This is a genomic window from Pseudomonas sp. E102 (assembly GCF_052660185.1).
Genome location: NZ_CP084025.1, coordinates 1371467 through 1394463, shown reverse-complemented (window position 1 = coordinate 1394463; position 22997 = coordinate 1371467). Strand labels below are relative to the sequence as shown.

Sequence of the window (22997 nt, the reverse complement as noted above, 5' to 3'; positions counted from 1 at the left end):
CATTGCGACCCCATTCAAGAATAAAAGAGGTGTCTATGGCAGGTTTCGACAAACGCGTGAGCTCTTACGAAGAGGCGCTGGACGGCTTGAAGGACGGCATGACCGTCATCGCCGGCGGCTTCGGTCTATGCGGCATTCCAGAGAACCTGATCGCCGAGATCAAGCGCAAGGGCACCCGCGACCTTACCGTGGTTTCCAACAACTGCGGCGTTGACGGTTTCGGCCTCGGCGTCCTGCTGGTGGACCGGCAGATTCGCAAGGTGGTGGCTTCCTACGTGGGCGAAAACGCCCTGTTCGAACAGCAATTGCTGAGCGGCGAAATCGAAGTCGTGCTCACCCCCCAAGGCACCCTCGCCGAAAAAATGCGTGCGGGCGGCGCAGGCATCCCGGCGTTCTTCACCGCCACCGGCGTCGGCACCCCCGTGGCCGAAGGTAAGGAAGTACGCGAGTTCCACGGTCGCCAGTACCTGATGGAAGAATCCATCACTGGCGACTTCGCCATCGTCAAAGGTTGGAAAGCCGACCATTTCGGCAATGTGATCTATCGCCACACCGCTCAGAACTTCAATCCCCTGGCCGCCACGGCGGGCAAGATCACCGTGGTGGAAGTCGAAGAAATCGTCGAGCCCGGCGAGCTGGACCCGGCACAGATCCATACCCCCGGCATCTACGTCGACCGGGTCATCTGCGGCACGTTTGAAAAGCGCATCGAACAGCGCACCGTGCGTAAGTGATCCCCTGCCCCCGGCCCGAATGAAGGAATGACACCATGGCACTTTCCCGCGAACAAATGGCTCAGCGCGTCGCCCGCGAAATGCAAGACGGCTATTACGTAAACCTCGGTATCGGCATCCCGACCCTGGTCGCCAACTACATCCCCGAAGGCATGGAAGTCATGTTGCAATCGGAGAATGGCCTGCTCGGCATGGGCGCGTTTCCCACCGAAGCAGAAGTCGACGCTGACATGATCAACGCCGGAAAACAAACCGTCACCGCGCGCATCGGCGCGTCGATCTTTTCGTCCGCCGAATCGTTCGCGATGATTCGCGGCGGCCACATCGACCTGACCGTGCTCGGCGCGTTCGAGGTGGACGTCGAAGGCAATATCGCCTCATGGATGATCCCCGGCAAGCTGGTCAAGGGCATGGGCGGCGCAATGGACCTGGTGGCCGGTGCCGAGAACATCATCGTCACCATGACCCACGCGTCCAAGGACGGTGAGTCGAAATTGCTGCCTCGCTGCAGCCTGCCGCTGACCGGCGCCGGTTGCATCAAGCGCGTGCTCACCGACCTGGCCTACCTGGAAATCCAGGACGGCGCCTTTATTCTCAAGGAACGCGCCCCGGGCGTCAGCGTCGAGGAAATCGTCGCCAAGACCGCCGGCAAACTGATCGTGCCGGACCACGTCCCTGAAATGCAGTTCGCTGCCCAGTGAGGAGAGATTCGATGCAAGAAGTCGTGATTGTCGCCGCTACCCGTACCGCCATCGGTAGTTTCCAGGGTTCGCTCGCTTCCATTCCCGCGCCGGAACTCGGTGCCGCAGTGATTCGTCGGCTGCTGGAACAGACCGGTCTGGCTGGCGAACAGGTCGATGAAGTGATCCTCGGCCAAGTGCTGACCGCAGGCTCCGGGCAGAACCCGGCGCGCCAGGCGTCGATCCTCGCCGGCCTGCCCCACGCCGTGCCGGCGCTGACCTTGAACAAGGTTTGCGGCTCAGGCCTCAAAGCGCTGCACCTGGGCGCCCAGGCGATTCGCTGTGGCGATGCAGACGTGATCATCGCTGGCGGCATGGAAAACATGAGCCTGGCCCCCTATGTGTTACCAGCCGCCCGCACCGGCTTGCGCATGGGCCACGCGAAAATGATCGACAGCATGATCACCGACGGTTTGTGGGACGCGTTCAACGATTACCACATGGGCATCACCGCCGAGAACCTGGTGGACAAGTACAGCATCAGCCGCGAGGCGCAAGATGCCTTCGCCGCCGCGTCCCAGCAGAAAGCCGTCGCCGCCATCGAAGGCGGCCGCTTCGCCGATGAGATCACGCCGATTCTGATTCCCCAGCGCAAGGGCGATCCGGTGGCCTTTGCCGTCGACGAACAACCGCGCGCCGGCACCACCGCCGAATCCCTGGGCAAGCTCAAGCCGGCGTTCAAGAAAGACGGCAGCGTCACGGCGGGCAATGCGTCCTCGCTGAACGATGGCGCCGCCGCCGTGATCCTGATGAGCGCAGAAAAAGCCAAGGCGCTGGGTTTGCCGGTGCTGGCAAAGATCAGTGCCTACGCCAACGCCGGCGTCGACCCGGCGATCATGGGCATTGGCCCGGTCTCGGCCACTCGCCGTTGCCTGGACAAGGCCGGTTGGTCGCTTGACCAACTGGACCTGATCGAGGCCAACGAAGCCTTCGCCGCCCAGTCCTTGGCCGTCGCAAAGGAGCTGGAATGGGACATGGACAAGGTCAACGTCAACGGCGGCGCCATCGCATTGGGCCATCCAATCGGGGCTTCGGGCTGCCGAGTGCTGGTGACGCTGCTGCATGAAATGATCAAGCGCGACGCCAAGAAAGGCCTCGCGACACTCTGCATCGGCGGCGGCCAAGGCGTTGCCCTCGCGCTGGAACGGGCGTAACCGACAACAGGCACAACGGTGGCCGCGCGGACCCACGACATTCGCGCAGTCACCGGCACCACCGCCGGCGCGACCTTGGTTGCGCCGGTTTTTTTATGCCTTGAGTTTGGGTTGTCCAATCTGGCCCCATCGCGAGCAAGCTCGTTCCCACAAGGGTGCTTTGGTATCCGCAGACGCACTGTTCACCCCAAATCCCCTGTGGGAGCGAGCTTGCTCGCGATGGCGGTGGGTCACGTGACGATGATCCGTCAGCCCCCCGCACCCAACCGGTCACGACTGTTGGTCAGGTGCAGCCACATGGCCGCGCGGGCGGCGTCGGGGTCCTGGCGCTTGATGGCGTTGTAAATCGCTTCGTGCTCCAGGTTGGCAAATTGCGCAAGCCTGCCCAGGTCCGCCTGACCACGTTCGGCCATGTTCACCCGCGTACGGGGAATCATCGCACTGCCCAAGTGCTGCATGATTTCGACAAAACAGGTGTTGTCCGTGGCTTCGGCGATCAACAGGTGGAAACGCCGGTCAGCCTCGACGCAGCTGTCATTGCTGCTGAGCAATCGCTGATAGTCATCCAAGGCCTCGCGCATCTGCTGCAATTGCCGTTCGCTGCGACGCTGGGCAGCCAAAGCCGCGGCCTGGGTCTCAAGCCCCAAGCGCAATTCCAGGATTCCCCGAACGCCCGCCGCGGTATCGACGTTGAGCCTCAGCCCTTGCTCCCCCGTTTGTTCCAGCACGAAAGTGCCTATGCCGTGGCGTGTCTCCACCAGCCCCGAGGCCTGCAACTTGGAAATCGCCTCGCGCACCACCGTGCGGCTGACGCCATGCTCTTGCACGATGGCGCCCTCGGACGGCAACTTCTGCCCCGGCTTCAACTGCCCAAGCAAAATGCTCTGGCTCAACTTCGCCACCAAGTCATGGGCCAGGTTGTGGGCGCGCTTGCGCAGGGGCGCTTCAATGTCTTGCTGCATGTGCCAGGGTTCCTTGAAGACAGGCGTGTCGATCCTATCACTGGCAGGGGTGGATTTGTGCATCGGCGAGGCTTTTACTTGTATGACAACAGGCAGGATAGCCCTTTAAAACCGCATAAAGGGGGATGTATTCGACACCCGTTTCAAAACTGTTCAGATAGGGTAGAAGCGCCTTTAGTGGCTTACAAACCCACAAATACGGCATAAAAACCCTTCCCACCCAATCCAATCGTGCTCAAAAACTGCTTGTCAGACAAAAAAACCCACTTGTATGATGTCTATCAACATCGGCACCCGCACGATGCCCCGCATAAAAATAAAGAGTGGGAGAAAAATCAGTGAATACCTCCAGCCTCAGGGCGAATGCCGGCGCGGATCCGGCGCTGCAATCGGCTATATCCAAGGTCAAGCGCCACATCTTGCCGCTGTTCGTCATCATGTTCATCGTCAACTACATCGACCGGGTGAATATCGGCTTCGTCCGCTCTCATATGGAGCACGACCTGGGCATCGGTGCAGCCGCCTACGGTTTTGGCGCCGGCCTGTTTTTCATCGGCTACGCGCTGTTCGAAGTCCCTTCCAACATCTTGTTGCAACGCATCGGCGCCCGGATCTGGCTGACGCGCATCATGCTTACCTGGGGCCTGGTGGCGGCAGGCATGGCCTTCATTCAGAACGAAACCCACTTCTACATCCTTCGTTTCCTGCTGGGCGTGGCCGAGGCTGGCTTCTTCCCTGGCGTGATTTATTACTTCACCCGTTGGTTGCCCGGGGTCGAACGCGGCAAAGCCATCGCGATCTTCCTCAGCGGCTCGGCGATCGCTTCGCTGATTTCCGGCCCATTGTCAGGATTGCTCCTGCAGATCAACGGCCTGGGCATGCACGGTTGGCAGTGGATGTATTTTATCGAAGGGATGTTTTCCGTCGGCCTGTGCTTCTTCGTCTGGTTCTGGCTCGACTCCAAGCCCCACGACGCCAAGTGGCTGGACCGTGCTGAACAGGACGCGCTGGTCAAGGCCATCGATGATGAACAGGCAGCCCGTGAAGCCGCGACGCCGATCAAGCTGTCCATCGGGCAACTGCTCAAGGATCGCCAGATCATTCTGTTCTGCGTGATTTATTTCTTCATTCAATTGACGATCTATGCCGCCACCTTCTGGCTGCCGAGCATCATCAAGAAGATGGGCGAGCTCAGCGACGTTCAGGTCGGGCTGTTCAATTCGATTCCCTGGTTGCTGTCGATTGTCGGCATGTACGCCTTCGCCTCGCTGTCGGCCAAATGGAAGTTCCAACAGGCCTGGGTCGCTGCGGCCCTGCTGATCGCCGCGGCGGGGATGTTCATGTCCACCACCGGCGGGCCCATCTTCGCCTTCGTCGCGATCTGCTTCGCGGCCCTGGGTTTCAAATCGGCGTCTTCGCTGTTCTGGCCGATTCCCCAGGCCTACCTGGACGCACGCATTGCCGCCGGCGTGATCGCGTTGATCAATTCGGTGGGCAACCTCGGCGGCTTCGTCGCGCCGACCACCTTCGGCCTGCTGGAACAGCACACCGGCTCGATCCAGGGCGGTCTGTATGGCCTCGCCGCCACGTCGATCATTGCCGCGATCATCGTATTCGCCGCACGCAACACACCCAAGCAGAAATCCGCCACGACCTCTACCGACCCGGTTACCAGCCACGCCTGACCACAACAATAATTCAAGGATACGTACACGATGACTACGCCAGACACCAGCAAAGCCCCGATCATCACCAGCATGCAGGTCGTGCCCGTGGCCGGCCACGACGGCATGCTACTGAACCTCAGCGGCGCCCATGGCCCGTTCTTCACCCGCAACATCGTCATCCTCAAGGACAATGCCGGGCACACCGGCGTGGGCGAGGTGCCCGGTGGCGAACGCATTCGCCAGACGTTGGAAGATGCGCGCTCGCTGGTAGTCGGCAGCCCCATCGGCACCTACCAGAAAATCCTCAACAGCGTGCGCCAGGCCTTTGCCGACCGCGACGCCGGTGGCCGTGGCCTGCAAACGTTCGACTTGCGCATCACCATCCACGCCGTCACTGGCCTGGAAGCCGCATTGCTGGATCTGCTCGGCCAGCATCTGGATGTCCCGGTCGCGGCCCTCCTCGGCGAAGGCCAGCAGCGCGACGAAGTGAAGATGCTTGGCTATCTGTTCTATGTCGGTGATCGGCAACAGACCGACCTGCCCTACCGCAGCGAACCAGACGCCGATAACGACTGGTTCCGCGTGCGTCACGAGAAAGCCCTCGATGCCGAAGCGGTGGTGCGCCTGGCCGAAGCGGCCCATGCGCACTATGGTTTCCAGGACTTCAAACTCAAGGGCGGCGTGCTCAAGGGCGACGAGGAAATCGAAGCTGTGACCGCATTGGCCGAGCGTTTTCCCCAGGCGCGCATCACCTTGGACCCGAACGGCGCCTGGTCACTCAAGGAAGCGATCCGCTTGTGCCGTGATCAGCACAAGGTGCTGGCGTACGCCGAGGACCCTTGCGGAGCGGAGAATGGCTATTCGGGCCGCGAGGTGATGGCCGAGTTCCGTCGGGCCACCGGTCTCAAGACCGCCACCAACATGATTGCCACCGACTGGCGCGAGATGGGCCACGCCATTACCTTGCAATCGGTGGACATCCCCCTCGCCGACCCGCACTTCTGGACCATGCAGGGTTCCGTACGGGTCGCGCAGATGTGCAATGAGTGGGGCCTGACCTGGGGCTCCCATTCCAATAACCACTTCGATATTTCCCTGGCGATGTTCACCCACGTAGCAGCCGCCGCACCGGGCGACATCACTGCCATCGACACCCACTGGATCTGGCAGGACGGCCAACGCCTGACCAAGGCGCCTTTGCAGATCAAGGGGGGTTGCGTGCAGGTGCCGAAAAAACCTGGGCTGGGGATCGAACTGGACATGGACCAGCTGGCCAAGGCTCACGAGCTGTACAAAGGCATGGGGCTTGGGGCGCGGGACGATTCGGTGGCGATGCAGTACCTGATCCCGGGCTGGACGTTCAACAACAAGCAGCCGTGCCTGGTTCGCTGAGACGCTAAGAACTTTTAGCTCGGCACCGCAATGTGGGAGCGAGCTTGCTCGCTCCCACATTGGATCTGAATCCGGGGCTAACCCTCCGGCCGCAGGATCAGCACCGCCAGCGGCGGCAGGTTAAGTTCCAGCGAAAGCGCCTGGCCATGGCTGGGGATTGCCTCGGTCGAGGCACCGCCGCCGTTGCCATAGTTGGAACCGGCGTAGGTGTCGGCATCGCTATTGAGCAACTCCACCCAACGACCACCAAACGGCACGCCCACCCGATACGCCTCGCGCGGCACCGGTGTGAAGTTGGCGACCACCAGCACTGGCCGACCGTCCTTGCTCCAGCGCAACCAAGCATAGACGCTGTTGAGCGCATCGTCGCCGATCAGCCACTGGAAGCCCTGGGGTGCGTCGTCCTGATCGTGCAGCGCCGGCTCTTCGCGATAGAGTCGATTCAGATCGCTGACCAGCCTTTGCACGCCGCGGTGCTCCGGGTACTGCAACAGGTACCAATCCAGTTGCTGGTCATGATTCCATTCGCGCCATTGGCCGAACTCGCAACCCATGAACAGCAGCTTCTTGCCGGGATGGCCCCACATGAAACTGAGATAAGCCCGCAGGTTGGCGAATTTCTGCCAGCGGTCACCGGGCATCTTGTCGATCAGCGAACGCTTGCCATGGACCACTTCGTCGTGGGAAATCGGCAGAACGAAACGCTCGGACCAGGCGTACACCAGGCCAAAACTCAACTCGTTGTGATGATGGGCGCGGTACACCGGATCCTGCTGGATGTAATGCAGCGAATCGTGCATCCAACCCATGTTCCACTTGTAGGCGAAACCCAAACCGCCCTGCTGCGTGCTCTGGCTGACGCCAGGCCAGGCGGTGGACTCTTCGGCGATGACCAGCGCACCAGGCGTTTCCAGGGCGATCACGTCGTTGAGATGCCGCAGGAAATCGATGGCTTCCAGGTTCTCCCGTCCGCCATGGCGGTTAGGCACCCATTCGCCGGCCTTGCGCGAATAGTCGCGATACAACATCGAGGCCACGGCGTCCACCCGCAGGCCGTCGACGTGGAAATGCTTGAGCCAATGCAACGCCGACGCCAGCATGAAGCCGTGGACTTCGGTGCGGCCCAGGTTGTAGATGAGCGTGTCCCAATCCTGATGGAAGCCTTCCAGCGGGTTGCCGTACTCGTACAGCGCCGTGCCGTCGAACTGGGCCAGGCCATGGGTATCGGTGGGAAAGTGCGCCGGGACCCAGTCCAGGATTACGCCAATGTCAGCCTTGTGGCAGGCGTTGACGAACGCGGCGAAATCATCGGGCGAACCAAAACGCGCCGTGGGGGCAAACTGCGAAAGGGGTTGATAGCCCCACGAACCACCGAACGGGTGCTCCATGATGGGCATCAGCTCGATATGGGTGAAGCCCAGGTCCTTGACGTAAGGGATCAACCGCTCAGCCAGCTCATGCCAGTTGTACTGCCGGGACACCTCCCCCGCCTCGTCGATCTCGCACTGCCAGGAACCGGCGTGCAACTCATAGATCGAAAGCGGCGCGCCCGGTAGTTGGCGTTCACGACGGCTCTGCATCCACTCGTCGTCGTGCCATTCGATCTTCAGGGGCGGGGCGACCTTGGACGCCGTATCAGGCGGCATCTGCGTGGCCAGGGCCACCGGGTCGGCCTTGAGCGGCAGGATGCCGTGGGCACCGAGGATTTCATATTTGTAGCCTTCGCCGGGACCCAGCCTCGGGATGAAGATTTCCCACACGCCAGACGGGTAACGAATGCGCATCGGGTGCCGGCGCCCGTCCCAGACGTTGAAATCCCCCACCACCGAGACCCGGCGCGCATTCGGCGCCCAGACGGCGAAGCGCACGCCATCGACGCCATCCACCGTTTTCAGTTGAGCACCGAGGCAGGCACTGAGGTCGCGGTGATTGCCCTCGGCAAACAGGTAGAGATCCATTTCCCCCAGCAGCGGTCCGAAGCTGTACGGGTCCTCGGCAACCTGCTCTCCACCGGCCCAACGGGTGCGCAGCAGGTACGGTTGGGCGCGGTCGAAATGGCCGACGAACAGGCCCGGGGTTTCGGTGATCTGCAACTCGCCCAGCTCTTCGCCGCCGTCACGGGCGAGCACATGCACACTCAACGCGCCGGGCAGATAGGCCCGGATGAATTGCCCTCCGGCGCCATCGCCATGAGGGCCCAGGATCGAAAACGGGTCGTGGTGTTCGGCGCGCACCAGCGCGTCGATGTCGTTGGGGGCCGGCAGCAAAGACTCTTTGGCCTGCCCCTGTGATTCCTTGTTCGAGACGCTCATGATTCTCTCCACTAAATCGGTCCGGCTAAATCGGAAAAGGGTTCAAGCCCACTCAATAACCCGTACAGGCCGTGCAGCGGCACGGGCAGCCAGGCAGGGCGATTCTCGGCTTCATAAGCCACTTCATAGGCCGCCTTCTCCAGGCCGAACAACGCCAATGCGGCGTCCTCGCCTTCAGCATCCTTCCACTCATGGGCAAGACTAGCTGCCGCCAGCCGATATGCCTGGACAAATGCCTGGCGAGCCTCGGTCAGATAACGGTCGGCGACTCGCTTGCGCGCCGCATCGGCATCGGCCGTGCTGTCGACGGTGTGCAACTGGACCGCCATCGCCGCCGCGTAATCGAACGAGCGCAACACACCGCTGACGTCCTTGTACGGGCTGTGCTTGCCACGTCGTTCATGCAACGGCCGCGCCGGCTCCCCTTCGAAGTCGATCAGGTAGGCATCGCCCTTGATCACCAGCACCTGCCCCAAGTGCAGGTCGCCATGCACGCGGATGCGCAAGCCGCCAGCGGCCTTGCCGGCCAGCTCCTGGACGTGGGCCAGCACGGTTTTGCTGTGTTCCAGCAAGCGTGCGACCATCGCCTGGTCCGCTGGGTTCAATTGGTCCTGGTTCTGTTTGAGCAGACGCAAGGCATTTTCCACCTGAGCGGCCACGTCCTTGCCGATGGCCTGGGCCTCCTTGGCGCTGGTAGGCTGGGGCGCGAAGTCCGGATTGTCGGTGGGCTGGGCGAGCACCTGGTGCATCTCCCCGAGGCGCTGGCCGAGCATGCCGGCGAAATCCTTCAGTTCGCCCAAGGCGTTGTAATGCTGTTCCTGCTCCGACACGGCGTCGGCCAATTCGTCGCGCAACGCGCGTTCGAGATTGTTCTGGGTCCATTCCCATGCATCGCCCTGGTTGCTCAGGTAACCCTGGGCGATCATCAGCAAGGCATCTTCACCCTGGGCATCGCGGCGAATCACCGAACCCAGCAGCGGCGAAATATTGCTGAAGCCTGCCGCGGTCAGGTAAGCGCTCATCTCCAGTTCCGGGTGAACGCCGGACGCGACCTTGCGAATCAATTTGAGCACCAGGCTGCCACCCACCACCACCGAACTGTTGGACTGCTCGGCGGACAGGTAGCGCACCTCCGGCTCGGCGCCCAGGTTCAGCGCCGCCAGACCTTCGGTGGGTTCGAAGCGCAATTCACCGTCAGCGCACGGCAGCACCGAACCGGCCTGAATGCCCTGGAGCACCGCGCGAATGAAGTTTTCCAGGGTGAACGCATCGGTGATCAAGCCGACCTGGCGACCCCGACGAACCCGCGACAAGGCCAGTTGCTGGGGCAGCGCCGGGCCGACGTGCTCTTCGGCGAGGAGGCCAAATGGAAGTTGATAACGCAAGGTCTGGCCGGCGCTGGTGACGTCGATTTCGCTCAACAGCACAGGGTGTTGCGGATCGCCGAAGCGCACGCCATAAACGATGTCGACGTTTTCGATGGCGCTGTCCTTGCCGGCGAACCAGCGGCGCTTTTGCAGCCAGCTTGGCAGGATGCTCTGCTCCAACGTGGCGCGCGATGGCGCCTCGAGCAATTCTTCCAGGCGTTTTTTCAGCACCAGCGTGGTGAAATCCGGCAGGCTCTGGACCGGCTCCACATGCCAGCTCGGCATCTGGTTTTCCGCCGCCAGGGCGAACCAATAGAAACCGTACGGCGCCAGGGTCAGCAGGAAATTCAACTGGCCAATTGGCGGGAATGCGTTGCCACCAAGCATTTCCACCGGGACCATGCCCGCATAGGCCGACAGATCCAGCTCGGCAGCCTGGGCACTGCGCGATACGTTGGCCACGCAAAGGATGATTTCGTGCTTGCCGTCCGGGCCGGTGTACTCACGGGTATACGCCAGGATCCGCCGGTTGCTCGGCGACAGCATTTTCAACGTGCCCCGGCCAAAGGCCTTGGATTGCTTGCGCACTGCGAGCATGCGACGGGTCCAGTTGAGCAGCGAATGAGGGTCGCCGGACTGGGTCTCGACGTTCACCGACAGATAGCCGTATTGCGGGTCCATGATCGGCGGCAACACCAGGCTCGCCGGGTCGGCGCGGGAGAAGCCGCCATTGCGGTCGATGGACCACTGCATCGGCGTGCGCACGCCATCGCGGTCGCCCAGGTAGATGTTGTCGCCCATGCCGATCTCATCGCCGTAATACAAGGTCGGCGTGCCAGGCATCGACAGCAACAGGCTGTTGAGCAACTCCACGCGGCGGCGGTCGCGCTCCATCAGGGGAGCCAGACGTCGACGAATGCCGAGGTTGATCCGCGCGCGACGGTCGGCGGCGTAGTAGTTCCATAGGTAGTCGCGCTCCTTGTCGGTGACCATCTCCAGGGTCAGCTCATCATGGTTGCGCAGGAAAATCGCCCACTGGCAGTTGGCCGGAATCTCCGGCGTCTGGCGCAGGATGTCGGTGATCGGAAAGCGATCTTCCTGGGCCAACGCCATGTACATGCGCGGCATCAAAGGGAAGTGGAACGCCATGTGGCACTCGTCGCCATTGAGGCCTTGGGCATCGACGTCGCCAAAATAGAGCTGGGTGTCTTCCGGCCATTGGTTGGCCTCGGCGAGCAACATGCGGTCGGGGTAATTGGCGTCGATCTCGGCACGAATCAGCTTGAGGACGTCGTGGGTCTCGGGCAGGTTCTCGTTGTTGGTGCCGTCGCGCTCGATCAGGTAGGGGATCGCGTCCAGACGCAGGCCATCGATGCCCATGTCGAGCCAGTAGCGCATCACCGAGAGCACGGCCTTGATGACTTGCGGGTTGTCGAAGTTGAGGTCCGGCTGGTGCGAGTAGAAACGGTGCCAGAAGTACTGGCCGGCGACCGGGTCCCAGGTCCAGTTGGACTTCTCGGTGTCGAGAAAGATGATCCGCGTGCCGTCATATTTGTGATCGTCATCGGACCAGACGTAGAAATCCCGCGCCTTGGAGCCTTTCTTGGCCTTGCGTGCGCGCTGGAACCAGGGGTGCTGATCGGAGGTGTGGTTGATGACCAGCTCGGTGATCACCCGCAAGTTGCGCTTGTGGGCTTCGGCAATGAAGCGCCGCGCGTCGGCCATGGTGCCATAGTCGGGGCTGACCCCCCGGTACTCGGCGATGTCGTAGCCGTCGTCACGCCGGGGCGAAGGATAGAACGGCAGCAGCCAGATGGTGTTGACGCCCAGGTCGGCGATGTAATCGAGCTTCTCGATCAGACCGGGAAAATCACCGATTCCGTCATTGTTGGAGTCGAAATAGGATTTGACGTGAACCTGATAAATGACCGCGTCCTTGTACCAGAGCGGGTCGTTGATGAAGGTGGCAGACCGGGGTTTCTTGGCCATTTGCAACTCCTGAGGATTCTATAAAGCCGTTGAGCTGGCTGGCGAGACGTACGTGGCGAGGGAGCTTGCTCCCGCTTGAGTGCGAAGCGCTCATCGCTTTTAGAGGGCCGCTGCGCGACCCAGCGGGAGCAAGCTCCCTCGCCACAAAAGCACTTCATCCGCTCACTTTTGTTTTATGCCACGCTGATCCGCCAGATCCCGAACGGCTGGTAAGCCGGGTCGATGCGCATGAACTGGTACTTGCCATACCAAGTCCAGCGGTGGCCGTTCATCAAGTCCTCGCCCTGGGTCTGGGCGTCGTCCGGCAGGCCCATCTCCCACAACGGCAATTCGAAATTCGCTTCCTGGACGTTATGCGGATCGAGGCTCACCGCCACCAGGATGAAATTGCTGCCGTCCGGTGTGCGCTTGCCGAAGTACAGGATGTTGTCATTCCAGGCGTTGTAGATTTTCAGGCCAAGGTGCGTGTGCAACGCCGGGTTCTGGCGACGGATACGGTTGAGCTGGGCGATTTCGGCGATGATGTTGCCCGGCGCGGTGAAATCCCTCGGGCGGATTTCGTATTTCTCCGAATCGAGGTACTCCTCCTTGCCTGGCACCGGCGCCGATTCGCACAGTTCAAAGCCCGAATACATGCCCCACAGGCCCGACCCCATGGTCGCCAGCGCCGCACGAATCAGGAAACCCGCGCGTCCCGAGTGATGGAGGAACGCTGGGTTGATGTCCGGTGTGTTGACGAAGAAATTCGGCCGGTAGCATTCGCGCCAAGGCGACTCATTGAGCTCGGTGAAATACGCCGCCAGCTCGGCCTTGGTGTTACGCCAGGTGAAGTAGGTGTAGCTCTGGGAATAACCGACCTTGCCCAGTCGCGCCATCATCGCTGGGGTGGTGAACGCTTCCGCGAGGAAAATCACCTCTGGGTGCTGCGCACGAACGTCGGCGATCAGCCATTGCCAGAACGGCAATGGCTTGGTGTGAGGATTGTCGACACGGAATATCTTCACGCCTTCGTTGACCCAGCCGACGACGATATCCCGCAGTTCCAGCCACAGGCTGGGGATTGCATCGGCGGCGTAGAAATCGACGTTGACGATGTCCTGGTATTTCTTCGGCGGGTTCTCCGCGTATTTGATCGTGCCGTCCGGCCGCCAGCTGAACCAGCCCGGATGCTGCTGCAGCCAGGGGTGGTCCTGGGAACACTGGATGGCGAAATCGAGGGCGATCTCCAGGCCATGGTCGGCGGCCGCGGCCACCAGGCGCCGGAAATCTTCACGGGTGCCCAGCTGAGGATGGATCGCCTCATGGCCGCCCTCCTCGCTGCCGATGGCATATGGGCTGCCTGGATCGTCCGGACCGGCGGTCAGGGAATTGTTCGGCCCTTTGCGGAAACTGCGGCCGATCGGATGGATCGGCGGAAAGTACAGCACGTCGAAGCCCATGTCCTGGATCACCGCCAGGCGCGAATGCACATCGTTGAACGTGCCGTGACGCTTGGGATCATCGGTGATCGAACGGGGGAAGAGTTCGTACCAACTGGCGAATTCGGCCAGTTGGCGCTCCACGTCCAGTGGATATTCGGGACTGATGCTCAGGTAAGGCCGGTGATCGGCCAGGGACATCAAGTCGGCACTGCGTGGCGCGAGAAACAACGCCACTTGCTCTTCAGGCAGCAGGCCCGAAAGCTCGTGGTGCAACGCGGCCAGCTGTTCGCTCAATTCGCCGTCGCTACGCTCGGCGGCTTGTTGCACGTGGTTGCGCCCCTCTTGCAGCTCAAGGCTGATGGGCACACCGGCAGCGTATTTTTTTTCCAATTCATAGCGGAAGCTGGCGAACTGGTCGAACCAGGCTTCGATACAGAACACGTAGCGTCCGACGGCCGGTACCGTGAACTGGCCGCGCCAGCCATTATTACCCAGCTCGGCCATGACCTCGCTGTTCCAGATGTCATCTTCCAAGGCACGCCAACGGATTCGCACGGCCAATTTATCGTGGCCATCGGCGAACACCTTGCTGGTCACCGTCACGTCCTGTCCGGCGAGGGCCTTGGCGGCAAATTGCCCGCCGTCGATCACTGGCATGGTGTCTTCAATCGCAATACGCGGCAACAACAAGGCCTGGGACAACGGCAGATGCGGGTTGTATTCCAGGTCGGTCGGCTGTTCGGCAGTCATCGAGCATCGCTCCTTTTACGCCCCATGGACGCGTTTGTGGCGGTAAAGGCCCAACGGGTCCTGATTAACTCACTTAAGCTCCGAACCGGACCGGCAGCCAAAAGTTCAGCGGGATTTGCTGGCCGGCAGCGGGGAATCAAACCCGTCGAACGGTGGTCAACCAGACAAGCACGACTCAAGCCACTTGCGTCCTGGAGGCACCACCCGATGACCATTCCCATCCCGGCCGAAACACCCGATCCGAACATCGACGACCCCAACCTGCCGCCACCGGGTCCCGATCCCGAGCCGATTCCGGAAAAAGACCCGCCGCTGGACCCGCAGCCGCCCCAGGGCGATCCGCCAAGCGAGGCGCCGCCGGAGCGGGTTTGAAAGCCTAGCCGCAGTGAACCTGCGGGAGCGAGCTTGCTCGCGATAGCGTCAGGTCAGCGAAGCCAGAGGTGACTGACACATCGCTAAGGCGAGCTAGCTCTCCCACAAGGACCTTGCGCACAGCCCCGGCGAATGCCTTACAGCTTCTCATCCCTCTCCAGTGCCCGAACAATCACTGGCATCACACTGAAGATTGCCAGCGCCAGAACGGTGCTGAGCACCGCCGTCGCTTCCCGGCCGAGCCCGGCGGCGACGCCGATGGCGGCGGTCATCCACAGGCCCGCCGCGGTGGTCAGGCCTTTGACGTGGCTTTCATCTGCATCCGCGTTTTTCAAGATGGTACCGGCGCCGAGGAAACCGATCCCGGCGACAACGCCCTGTATCACCCGGCTCATCGCATCGGCCTCTGACCCCGACATTTGCGGCACCAGCACGAACAGCGCGGCGCCCAGCGCCACCAGCATGTGGGTGCGCACCCCGGCGGCCTTGCCCTTGTGCTCACGCTCGAACCCCAAAATGCCTCCCAACAGTGCAGCCATTACCAGGCGCACCGTCACCCGAGTCATTTGCTGGGCATCGGCGATGTCGGCGAACTCCGCTTGCAGGGTCATCCAGACTTCATCCCACCACGAATCCATGAACGTTCCTCTCTTCACTCGATAAACGATTGACCGCAAGCGATGCGAGACGTGCGACCGCTGATCAGCCACGAAGAACCCTGCCGATCGGGAGGCGCCTAACGTTCAGGCATACAGGAAGGAGCAGTACCATGACTGTACGTATCGATGACCACCAGACCTGCCATTTCGACACCGCCAACGGGCCGGAACTTCGCCCGGCCAGCGAGCTGACCATCATCACCGACCCGGACAAGGCCATGTCGGCGGTGGAGCTCAATGGCGGGCGGGTCTACCTGACCGAAGCGCAGGTCGATGCCCTGATCGTGGCTGGGGCGGCTGACGGGCGGCAGAATCTGAAGGCAACGGACGGGGATTCGGTCATCTGACGGCTCGTTTGGCTCTTATTTCTGATCTTGCGTTGCTTTTGATTTTGCTTTGCTTTGATCTTGCGTTGCTCTTGATCTCGCTTCGGCTTTTGATCTTGAACGCCCCGTTAACCACGCTGGCCGAACGCAGGTATTGCGTAGTGGGGCGAAGCCTTTTTTGCTTACTTTTTTTGGCGTCTGAAAAAAAGTAAGCCGCCGTAAGGGGCGGAACCGTCAGTAGCAAATTACCGCAGCAACGGATATAAACACCATCCCAAGAACGAAGCCCACAATCCGTGAGGTGCATCAAACTGGCGCAGCGCAAGGCTCTTCACCCCATCTGATCCGGTTTTTATCAACCCACCTGAGCCTGTTATGCAAACAGTTCAATGGTCATAGTGCCCCAGCCAGATAGCGGCTGATGAGCGACCGACCATGAGCGAAAGAATCCCCGCCCAACTGATACAGACCTTCGACCCCACGCCCACAAAAACAAAGTCCGGAACCACCGACAACCTGATCCACACCCGCAGCTTTACCGGCTTGTTCCGCACCTTGCGCATCAGCGGTGCCGGCATTCTGTTCCTGTTGTTCTTCGGCACGGTATGGCTGAACTGGGGCGGTCGCCAAGCGGTGCTCTGGGACCTTTCCGAGAGCAAGTTCCACATCTTCGGCGCGACCTTCTGGCCCCAGGATTTCATCCTGCTGTCCGCCCTGCTGATCATCGCCGCGTTCGGCCTGTTCGCCATCACCGTGTTCGCAGGGCGCGTGTGGTGTGGCTACACCTGCCCCCAAAGCTCATGGACCTGGATCTTCATGTGGGTCGAGAAAATCACCGAAGGTGAACGCAACCAGCGCATCAAACTCCAAGCCGCGCCGTGGGACTTGAACAAACTCCTGCGGCGCTCGGCCAAGCACACTTTGTGGCTCGTCATCAGCCTGCTCACCGGCCTGACATTCGTCGGTTATTTCACCCCGATCCGCCCCCTGGCCGAGGAACTGCTGACCTTGCAGATCGGCGGCGTCAGCCTGTTCTGGGTGCTGTTTTTCACCGCGGCCACTTACCTCAACGCCGGCTGGCTGCGCGAAGCGGTGTGCATGCACATGTGCCCTTACGCACGGTTCCAGAGCGTGATGTTCGACAAGGACACCTTGACCATTTCCTATGACGTGGCCCGTGGTGACATTCGCGGGCCACGCAAACGCGAGGTCGATCCCGCCGATGTCGGACTGGGTGACTGCATCGATTGCCAGATGTGCGTGCAGGTCTGCCCCACCGGCATCGATATCCGCGATGGCTTGCAAATGGAATGCATTGGTTGCGCGGCGTGCATCGACGCCTGCGACTCGATCATGGACAAGATGGGCTACGCCCGTGGCCTCATCAAGTACACCTCCGAGCATCAACTGCAAGGAGGCAAGACGCATCTGCTGCGGCCACGGCTGGTGGGCTACACGGCGGTGCTGCTGGTCATGATCGGTGCTCTGGCGGTGGCGCTGGCGGAGCGCCCCATGGTGTCGCTGGATGTCAGCAAGGACCGTGGGCTGTTCCGTGAAAACAGCCAGGGCCAGATCGAAAACATCTATAGCCTGAAGATCATCAACAAGACCCAGCAACACCAGGCGTATGAATTGTCCCTGGTGGACGGCGACGGCTTTGTCCTGCAAGGCAAGACACGCCTGAGCCTGGCGCCGGGGGAAATCGTCGACGTGCCAGTCTCGGTGGCGATGCTCAGCGAACGGCCACGCAGCGGTTCCCAGGAAATGACCTTCAAGGTTGCCGACAGTGACGAGCAGCAAGTCTACAGCGTGGCCAAGAGCCGTTTTGTCGCGCCGATGAATCGGTGAACCTTTAAGATGCAATGTCCCTTATGACCGGGCCCGCCATGAAACGCTACGAAAAATTGGCCGATGACATCGCTGAACTGATCCGCTCCGGCATGCTGGGGCCCGGCCAGCGCGTGCCGTCGGTGCGCTACGCCAGCCAAACGTACGGCGTCAGCCCGTCCACTGTTTTCCAGGCCTATTACCTGCTGGAGCGACGCGGCCTGATCCGGGCCCGGCCGCGTTCCGGTTATTTCGTCAATAATCTTGCACCGCGCCCGTTCTGCGAGCCGGTCATCAGCAGCCAGGTGCAAGAGTCCACTGAAGTCGATGTCAGCGAACTGGTGTTTTCGGTGCTCGACTCGATCAAGGATCCCGCCACCGTACCGTTCGGCTCTGCATTCCCCAGCCCCATGCTGTTTCCGTTGCAGCGGCTGTCCCGCTCGTTGTCCAGCGCGACCCGGGACATGGACCCACGCGTGGTGGTGACCGACATGTCACCGGGCAATCCTCAACTGCGCCGCCAGATCGCCTTGCGCTATATGGTCGGTGGGCTGATGTTGCCCATGGAGCAATTGCTGGTCACCAACGGCGCCCTGGAAGCCTTGAACCTATGCCTGCAAGCGGTGACCGAGCCCGGCGACCTCGTGGCGATCGAAGCCCCTGCGTTCTATGCCAGCCTGCAAGTGCTGGAAAGGCTGAAGCTCAAGGCCGTGGAAATCCCCGTGCATCCGCGTGACGGGATCGACCTGGACGTGCTGGAACAGACGCTGGCGCGCCATCCGATCAAGGCGTGCTGGTGCATGACCAGCTTCCAGAACCCCATGGGCGCCACCATGCCCGAGGCGCGCAAGCAAGCGTTGGTGGAGCTGTTGCGCCAACACCAGGTGCCGTTGATCGAGGACGACGTCTATGCCGAACTCTATTACGGCCAGCAGGCTCCCAAACCAGCCAAGGCGTTCGACACCGAAGGGTTGGTGATGCATTGCGGTTCGTTCGCCAAGAGCCTGGCCCCGGGTTATCGCGTCGGCTGGGTCGCCGCCGGGCGCTATGCGCAGAAGATCGAACGGCTCAAGCTCATGACATCCCTGTGCGCCTCGATGCCGGCCCAGGCCGCGATCGCCGACTACCTGCAACACGGCGGCTACGACCGGCACCTGCGCAAGCTACGCTACGCCCTGGAAGAACAGCAAAGCGCCATGCTCGCCGCCATCGGCCGCTATTTCCCGCCCCAGACCCGCGTCAGCCAGCCGGCGGGCGGCTATTTCCTCTGGCTGGAACTGCCGGAGCAGATCGACTCGCTGAAGCTGTTCCAGATGGCATTGGCGCAAGGCATCAGCATCGCCCCCGGGCCGATCTTTTCACCGACCCAACGTTTCAGGAATTGCATCCGGCTGAACTATGGCGGGCCTTGGACTGAGGCGTCGGAAAAGGCGATGGAGACATTGGGGCGGATTATCCGGTCGTTCTAATATTTGGTTTGCCAGCACTACCGCCATCGCGAGCAAGCTCGCTCCCACATTTGGAACGCAATCCCCTGTGGGAGCGAGCTTGCTCGCGATGAGGCCAGGGCAGACCGCCCAGTTCTCAGCGCCCACCACCAAGGTCAACAAACGTCCCCGTCGCATACGAAGCCTTGTCCGACAGCAACCAGATAATCGCCTCCGCCACCTCATCCGGACGCCCGCCTCGCGCCATGGGAATCGCCGATTCCAGCTTGCTGACCCGCTCAGGATCACCACTGAGGGCGTGGAAATCGGTGTAGATATAGCCCGGGCGAACGGCGTTGACGCGAATGCCTTCGCCGGCCACTTCCTTGGAAAGGCCCACGGTGAAGGTATCCAGTGCGCCCTTGGAGGCCGCGTAGTCGACGTATTCCCCCGGCGCGCCCAAACGGGCGGCAACCGACGAGACGTTGACGATGCTGCCGCCCTGCCCGCCATGGCGGGGCGACATGCGCAGCACCGCATGCTTGGCGCACAGGATCGGCCCCAGCACATTGGTCTTCAGGATTTTGAGAATGCGGAACTCGGACATTTCATCGAGCCGGGATTTGTGGGCGACCGTACCGGCGTTGTTCACCAGGGCGGTGACACGGCCCAATTCGGCGTCGACGCGGTTGAACAGGCCGACCACCTCGTCTTCGATGCTCACGTCGGCCCGCACCGCAATGGCCTGCGCACCCTTGGCCCGGACCTGTTCGAGGATGTCCTGAGCGGCGTTTTCATCGGACTGGTAGTTGATGCAGATGTGATAGCCCTGATCCGCCGCCAGCAGCGCCGTGGCCGCTCCGATCCCGCGCCCGCCACCAGTGATGACGATGACTTTATCCACGCTTGCTCTCCCGTTCCACGCAAACACGTCGGGCCCAAGAATAGCGTTGACCCGACGATTTGCACAACGCGGCCGGTTTACCGGGGCGATGACAACGGCTGGCGAGCCAGTGCGCGCAGGTCCAGGCGCCCGTCCAGCAGCGGCGGGCACCAGTAATACCCGCCAGTGATCGGCCGGCTCATGCGGTACAAGCCATCGGTAATGCCGTCTTCGAGGCCGCTCATGCGGCGCAGTTGCGCTTCGAAGGCATCCAGGGAGAAACCGAACGCCAGGAACATCAGCCCAGCGCGATCGCCTTCGATCCACGGCATGGAACGGCGCACGACGAAAGCCTCCGGTGCAAAGCTTTCCTGGGCCGTGCGCTTGACGTGGGCCGACTCCGGCGCCTCTTCGATTTCCTCGTTGTCGCTCAGGCGACGGCCCATGATGTTGTCGCGTTCGTGGGGCTGCATCGCCGCGAACCCGTCCAGATCGTGCTGCCACTGCTGGATCGCGGCGAAGCTGCCACCGCGCAGTCCGTCGGCGCCCTGGGCCAGGGCGGCGGCGACGGCCGCGTCGTCGTGGGGGTTCTCGGTGCCGTCTTCGTAGCCGGTCAGGTCGTGGCCGGTCATATGGCGGAAGGTTTCGTTCATTTGCACCAGGCGCAGGGCCGGCGCCAGGGCTGCTTCGATGGCGCGGCTGCGGTGCAGCAGCTCGCCGCGATCCTCGCCATGCAACCAGCACCACAGCGCGTGCTGGGTCGAGGGATTATCGACGCCGACACCGGCCAGGGCAGGAAATGCCCGCAGCCCCTTGACCTCGGCGCCCAACGCTTGCACCAACGACTCGCCAAACCCGACGACCGCGCGGCCATCCAATTGCAGCAACAATTTATCGATCGCAGCCGGCAGTGCCTCGACCGATTCCAGGGCAAAAAACAGATGACGGGCCTGAGGCGGAACAGGGGTGGCGAGAATGCCGGGCTGGTAGTAACTCATGGGAACTCCTTCGGAAAGAGTCGCGAGTTTACCCGGCGGCCGCCGCTTTGTGTCGTTTCGCTTGAGGACAGGACCCTTCGGCCGACGGGACCGTTTTGTGGGAACGCTCCCACGTCCCTGTCAGACAGCTCGGAACCCAGCCTGCATCCGTTGCTACGGATTGCCGGGCAGCAAAAAACGCCCTAGATTGACCGTCCCTCAAGGAAGGCCAACGAGAGCGGTCCATCATGCACATTGCCAAATCGATACTCGCCGGGAGCTTTTTCCTGATCCTTTCTTTTACCGGCGTCGCCCAGGAACGCCTTGAAGAAACTGTCGATGCCGTTATCCAGCCCCTGATGAAACAGCAGGACATCGCGGGGATGGCGGTGGCGATCACCCACAACGGCCAGCGCCAGTTCTTCAATTATGGCGTTGCCTCCAAGGACACGAGAAAGCCCGTCACCGACCAGACCCTGTTCGAAGTCGGCTCGATCAGCAAGACCTTCACCGCCACGCTCGGCGCCTATGCCCAGGCCCAAGGCAAGTTGCAATTGTCGGATCCCGCCGGTCGCTATGCCCCGCAGCTGAACGGAGCAGCGCTGGCAAACACCCGCCTGCTCGATCTCGCTACCTACACGGCGGGCGGGCTGCCTTTGCAGTTTCCCGACGATGCAGACCATGCCGACAGGATGTTCAGCTATTACAAGTCCTGGAAACCGCTCTACCCGACCGGCACCCAACGGCTCTACTCGAACCCGAGCATCGGCCTGTTTGGCCATCTGGCGGCCCGCGCCCTGGGTCGGTCATTCGATGACGTGATGGAACAAACGCTGATGCCGGGGCTGGGCCTCAAACACAGTTATGTACGGGTGCCGCAAGACCAATCGGGCCGATACGCCCAGGGCTATGCAAAGGATGGCAAGCCCGTGCGGGTCGGACCTGGCGCCTTGGATTCCGAGGCGTATGGGGTGAAGACCAGCTCAGCGGACCTCATTCGTTTCGTCGAGGCCAACCTGCGACCGCAAAAGCTGGACGAAGCCTTGAAGCAAGCCATCGCCACGACCCACATGGGTTTCTATCGGGTCGGCGGGATGACCCAGGGCTTGGGCTGGGAGTTCTACCCTGCCCCGTTCACCGTGGATGACCTGCTCGCCGGCAATACCCCGCAGATGGCCCTGACCCCACAGAAAGTCGAACCGCTCAACCCGCCCCGCCCGGCGCCGGACGGCAGCTGGATCAATAAGACAGGCTCTACCAACGGCTTTGGCGCATACGCGGCGCTCGTGTCTGGAAAGGATTTGGGGATCGTGATGTTGGCGAACAAGAACTACCCGATCGAAGAACGGATAAAGGCCGCGCACAAAATCCTGGCGGCATTGGAACGACAATGAAGTCTGCTTTTGTGGCGAGGGGGCTTGCTCCCTCGCCACGTAAATTCGGCGTTATAGAGGGTCAATCCTCCAGCGCCTTCGGCGCGGCCGCGGGCTTGGTGGGCTTGGCCGCCTTGCCCGGCTTGGCGCCTTTCGCGTCCTTGGCCGGCGCGGGTTCTGGCTCGGGTAGCGGGGTTGGCGCCACGGCTTCCTTTTCAGCCGCAGGCAATTTGTCGACAGCATCGAACAGCTCGCTCAATGTGATCGCGCCGGAATGCTCAAGCTTCTTTTCCCCATCCTTGCCCACCAGGATGATCTTGGGCAGCGCACCGGCTCCCAGCTTGAGAGAACGGATCAGTGCCATGGTGCTTTGCGGGTCCAAATCCTTGCCATCACGTTTCCCGATGGTGTTGAAAACGGTGTAGAGCATCATGTTTCGTTCGGAGAATCCCTGCTTGCCCTCTGGCTTTTCGAGCTCTGCTTTCAACGTGGACCATGCAGGGTCGACGGAGCTGGGCGCGATAATGATCAAGGGGCGGGTCTTGCCCACCTCCGCCACCAGGGGCGAGTCGCCATCAGCGGCGAACAAGGGGCCAGCAAAGGCCAGCAAGGTAGCGAAGGTCAACGACCGAATAAGCATGCGCCTCTCCTTTTGATATTTACGC

The 22997-nt window shown here is 61.6% G+C and carries 18 protein-coding genes; 10 read left to right on the top strand and 8 right to left on the bottom strand.

Features of this window, described 5'->3' with window-relative positions; translation table 11 throughout:
• Positions 1-35: 35 nt before the first annotated feature.
• From DOCECA_RS06480 to DOCECA_RS06470, 3 genes are read left to right on the top strand one after another with little or no spacing between them, the layout of a single operon-like run.
• On the top strand, positions 36-734 hold the full coding sequence (locus tag DOCECA_RS06480; protein WP_420764538.1) for a CoA transferase subunit A: 699 nt from the start codon (positions 36-38) through the stop codon (positions 732-734).
• 35 nt (positions 735-769) lie between these two features.
• The gene (locus DOCECA_RS06475; protein ID WP_003180355.1) at positions 770-1435 is read left to right on the top strand and encodes a CoA transferase subunit B; all 666 of its coding nucleotides are present in this window, start codon (positions 770-772) and stop codon (positions 1433-1435) included.
• An 11-nt stretch (positions 1436-1446) separates the two neighbouring features.
• Positions 1447-2628, top strand: coding sequence for an acetyl-CoA C-acetyltransferase (locus DOCECA_RS06470; RefSeq protein WP_420764539.1), 1182 nt, complete (start codon positions 1447-1449; stop codon positions 2626-2628).
• A 248-nt stretch (positions 2629-2876) separates the two neighbouring features.
• On the opposite strand, the gene DOCECA_RS06465 is transcribed toward DOCECA_RS06470, so the two are convergent.
• Complete coding sequence (locus DOCECA_RS06465) at positions 2877-3590, bottom strand: FadR/GntR family transcriptional regulator (protein WP_420764540.1); 714 nt, start codon at positions 3588-3590, stop codon at positions 2877-2879.
• 338 nt (positions 3591-3928) lie between these two features.
• Here DOCECA_RS06465 and DOCECA_RS06460 point away from each other — a divergent pair, with 338 nt between their 5' ends.
• Together DOCECA_RS06460 and gudD are read left to right on the top strand one after the other, a co-directional pair.
• Positions 3929-5275 carry an MFS transporter gene (locus tag DOCECA_RS06460; RefSeq protein WP_445571623.1) on the top strand — a complete coding sequence of 449 codons (1347 nt, stop codon included), beginning with the start codon at positions 3929-3931 and terminating at the stop codon, positions 5273-5275.
• Positions 5276-5305: 30 nt separating this feature from the next.
• Positions 5306-6649, top strand: coding sequence for a glucarate dehydratase (gene gudD, locus DOCECA_RS06455; protein WP_420764542.1), 1344 nt, complete (start codon positions 5306-5308; stop codon positions 6647-6649).
• A gap of 77 nt (positions 6650-6726) precedes the next feature.
• Here gudD and glgB read toward each other — a convergent pair whose 3' ends face one another.
• The 3 genes from glgB to DOCECA_RS06440 form a co-directional block, all read right to left on the bottom strand.
• A complete protein-coding gene (glgB, locus tag DOCECA_RS06450) occupies positions 6727-8961 on the bottom strand; it encodes a 1,4-alpha-glucan branching protein GlgB (protein ID WP_445571622.1) in 2235 nt (744 codons plus the stop codon).
• An 11-nt stretch (positions 8962-8972) separates the two neighbouring features.
• Positions 8973-12317 (bottom strand): maltose alpha-D-glucosyltransferase, encoded by a 3345-nt coding sequence (gene treS, locus DOCECA_RS06445; protein ID WP_434650633.1) that lies wholly within the window; start codon positions 12315-12317, stop codon positions 8973-8975.
• Positions 12318-12490: 173 nt separating this feature from the next.
• Positions 12491-14488 (bottom strand): alpha-1,4-glucan--maltose-1-phosphate maltosyltransferase, encoded by a 1998-nt coding sequence (locus DOCECA_RS06440; RefSeq protein ID WP_445571621.1) that lies wholly within the window; start codon positions 14486-14488, stop codon positions 12491-12493.
• 207 nt (positions 14489-14695) lie between these two features.
• Between DOCECA_RS06440 and DOCECA_RS06435 the strand changes: the two genes are divergently transcribed.
• The gene (locus DOCECA_RS06435) at positions 14696-14860 is read left to right on the top strand and encodes a hypothetical protein (RefSeq protein ID WP_434563450.1); all 165 of its coding nucleotides are present in this window, start codon (positions 14696-14698) and stop codon (positions 14858-14860) included.
• 137 nt (positions 14861-14997) lie between these two features.
• On the opposite strand, the gene DOCECA_RS06430 is transcribed toward DOCECA_RS06435, so the two are convergent.
• Complete coding sequence (locus tag DOCECA_RS06430) at positions 14998-15498, bottom strand: MgtC/SapB family protein (RefSeq protein WP_434650631.1); 501 nt, start codon at positions 15496-15498, stop codon at positions 14998-15000.
• A gap of 131 nt (positions 15499-15629) precedes the next feature.
• On the opposite strand from DOCECA_RS06430, the gene DOCECA_RS06425 reads away from it, so the two are divergent.
• The 3 genes from DOCECA_RS06425 to mapR all read left to right on the top strand — a co-directional run bounded on the left by DOCECA_RS06425 (position 15630) and on the right by mapR (position 19141).
• Entirely contained in the window at positions 15630-15866 is a 237-nt protein-coding gene (locus tag DOCECA_RS06425) for a DUF3203 family protein (RefSeq protein WP_420764554.1), read from the top strand.
• A 414-nt stretch (positions 15867-16280) separates the two neighbouring features.
• Positions 16281-17693, top strand: a complete 1413-nt coding sequence (ccoG, locus tag DOCECA_RS06420; RefSeq protein ID WP_445571620.1) for a cytochrome c oxidase accessory protein CcoG — start codon at positions 16281-16283, stop codon at positions 17691-17693.
• 38 nt (positions 17694-17731) lie between these two features.
• Positions 17732-19141 carry a GntR family transcriptional regulator MpaR gene (mapR, locus tag DOCECA_RS06415; RefSeq protein WP_445571619.1) on the top strand — a complete coding sequence of 470 codons (1410 nt, stop codon included), beginning with the start codon at positions 17732-17734 and terminating at the stop codon, positions 19139-19141.
• Positions 19142-19256: 115 nt separating this feature from the next.
• On the opposite strand, the gene DOCECA_RS06410 is transcribed toward mapR, so the two are convergent.
• Entirely contained in the window at positions 19257-20003 is a 747-nt protein-coding gene (locus DOCECA_RS06410; protein ID WP_434610761.1) for an SDR family oxidoreductase, read from the bottom strand.
• Between the two features lie 77 nt (positions 20004-20080).
• Positions 20081-20980: a Dyp-type peroxidase gene (locus DOCECA_RS06405; protein WP_445571618.1), complete on the bottom strand. Its 900-nt coding sequence runs from the start codon at positions 20978-20980 to the stop codon at positions 20081-20083.
• A gap of 227 nt (positions 20981-21207) precedes the next feature.
• Between DOCECA_RS06405 and ampC the strand changes: the two genes are divergently transcribed.
• Positions 21208-22353: a class C beta-lactamase gene (ampC, locus tag DOCECA_RS06400; RefSeq protein ID WP_434650627.1), complete on the top strand. Its 1146-nt coding sequence runs from the start codon at positions 21208-21210 to the stop codon at positions 22351-22353.
• A gap of 61 nt (positions 22354-22414) precedes the next feature.
• Here ampC and DOCECA_RS06395 read toward each other — a convergent pair whose 3' ends face one another.
• Positions 22415-22972, bottom strand: a complete 558-nt coding sequence (locus DOCECA_RS06395; RefSeq protein WP_420764833.1) for a DUF4174 domain-containing protein — start codon at positions 22970-22972, stop codon at positions 22415-22417.
• Positions 22973-22997 lie beyond the last annotated feature (25 nt).

Bases quoted from the DNA above. Each gene is read 5' to 3' on its own strand.
- DOCECA_RS06480 (WP_420764538.1), top strand. From the start codon at position 36: ATGGCAGGTTTCGACAAACGCGTGAGCTCTTACGAAGAGGCGCTGGAC.
- DOCECA_RS06475 (WP_003180355.1), top strand. From the start codon at position 770: ATGGCACTTTCCCGCGAACAAATGGCTCAGCGCGTCGCCCGCGAAATG.
- DOCECA_RS06470 (WP_420764539.1), top strand. From the start codon at position 1,447: ATGCAAGAAGTCGTGATTGTCGCCGCTACCCGTACCGCCATCGGTAGT.
- DOCECA_RS06465 (WP_420764540.1), bottom strand. From the start codon at position 3,590: ATGCAGCAAGACATTGAAGCGCCCCTGCGCAAGCGCGCCCACAACCTG.
- gudD (WP_420764542.1), top strand. From the start codon at position 5,306: ATGACTACGCCAGACACCAGCAAAGCCCCGATCATCACCAGCATGCAG.
- glgB (WP_445571622.1), bottom strand. From the start codon at position 8,961: ATGAGCGTCTCGAACAAGGAATCACAGGGGCAGGCCAAAGAGTCTTTG.
- treS (WP_434650633.1), bottom strand. From the start codon at position 12,317: ATGGCCAAGAAACCCCGGTCTGCCACCTTCATCAACGACCCGCTCTGG.
- DOCECA_RS06440 (WP_445571621.1), bottom strand. From the start codon at position 14,488: ATGACTGCCGAACAGCCGACCGACCTGGAATACAACCCGCATCTGCCG.
- DOCECA_RS06435 (WP_434563450.1), top strand. From the start codon at position 14,696: ATGACCATTCCCATCCCGGCCGAAACACCCGATCCGAACATCGACGAC.
- DOCECA_RS06430 (WP_434650631.1), bottom strand. From the start codon at position 15,498: ATGGATTCGTGGTGGGATGAAGTCTGGATGACCCTGCAAGCGGAGTTC.
- DOCECA_RS06425 (WP_420764554.1), top strand. From the start codon at position 15,630: ATGACTGTACGTATCGATGACCACCAGACCTGCCATTTCGACACCGCC.
- ccoG (WP_445571620.1), top strand. From the start codon at position 16,281: ATGAGCGAAAGAATCCCCGCCCAACTGATACAGACCTTCGACCCCACG.
- mapR (WP_445571619.1), top strand. From the start codon at position 17,732: ATGAAACGCTACGAAAAATTGGCCGATGACATCGCTGAACTGATCCGC.
- DOCECA_RS06405 (WP_445571618.1), bottom strand. From the start codon at position 20,980: ATGAGTTACTACCAGCCCGGCATTCTCGCCACCCCTGTTCCGCCTCAG.
- ampC (WP_434650627.1), top strand. From the start codon at position 21,208: ATGCACATTGCCAAATCGATACTCGCCGGGAGCTTTTTCCTGATCCTT.
- DOCECA_RS06395 (WP_420764833.1), bottom strand. From the start codon at position 22,972: ATGCTTATTCGGTCGTTGACCTTCGCTACCTTGCTGGCCTTTGCTGGC.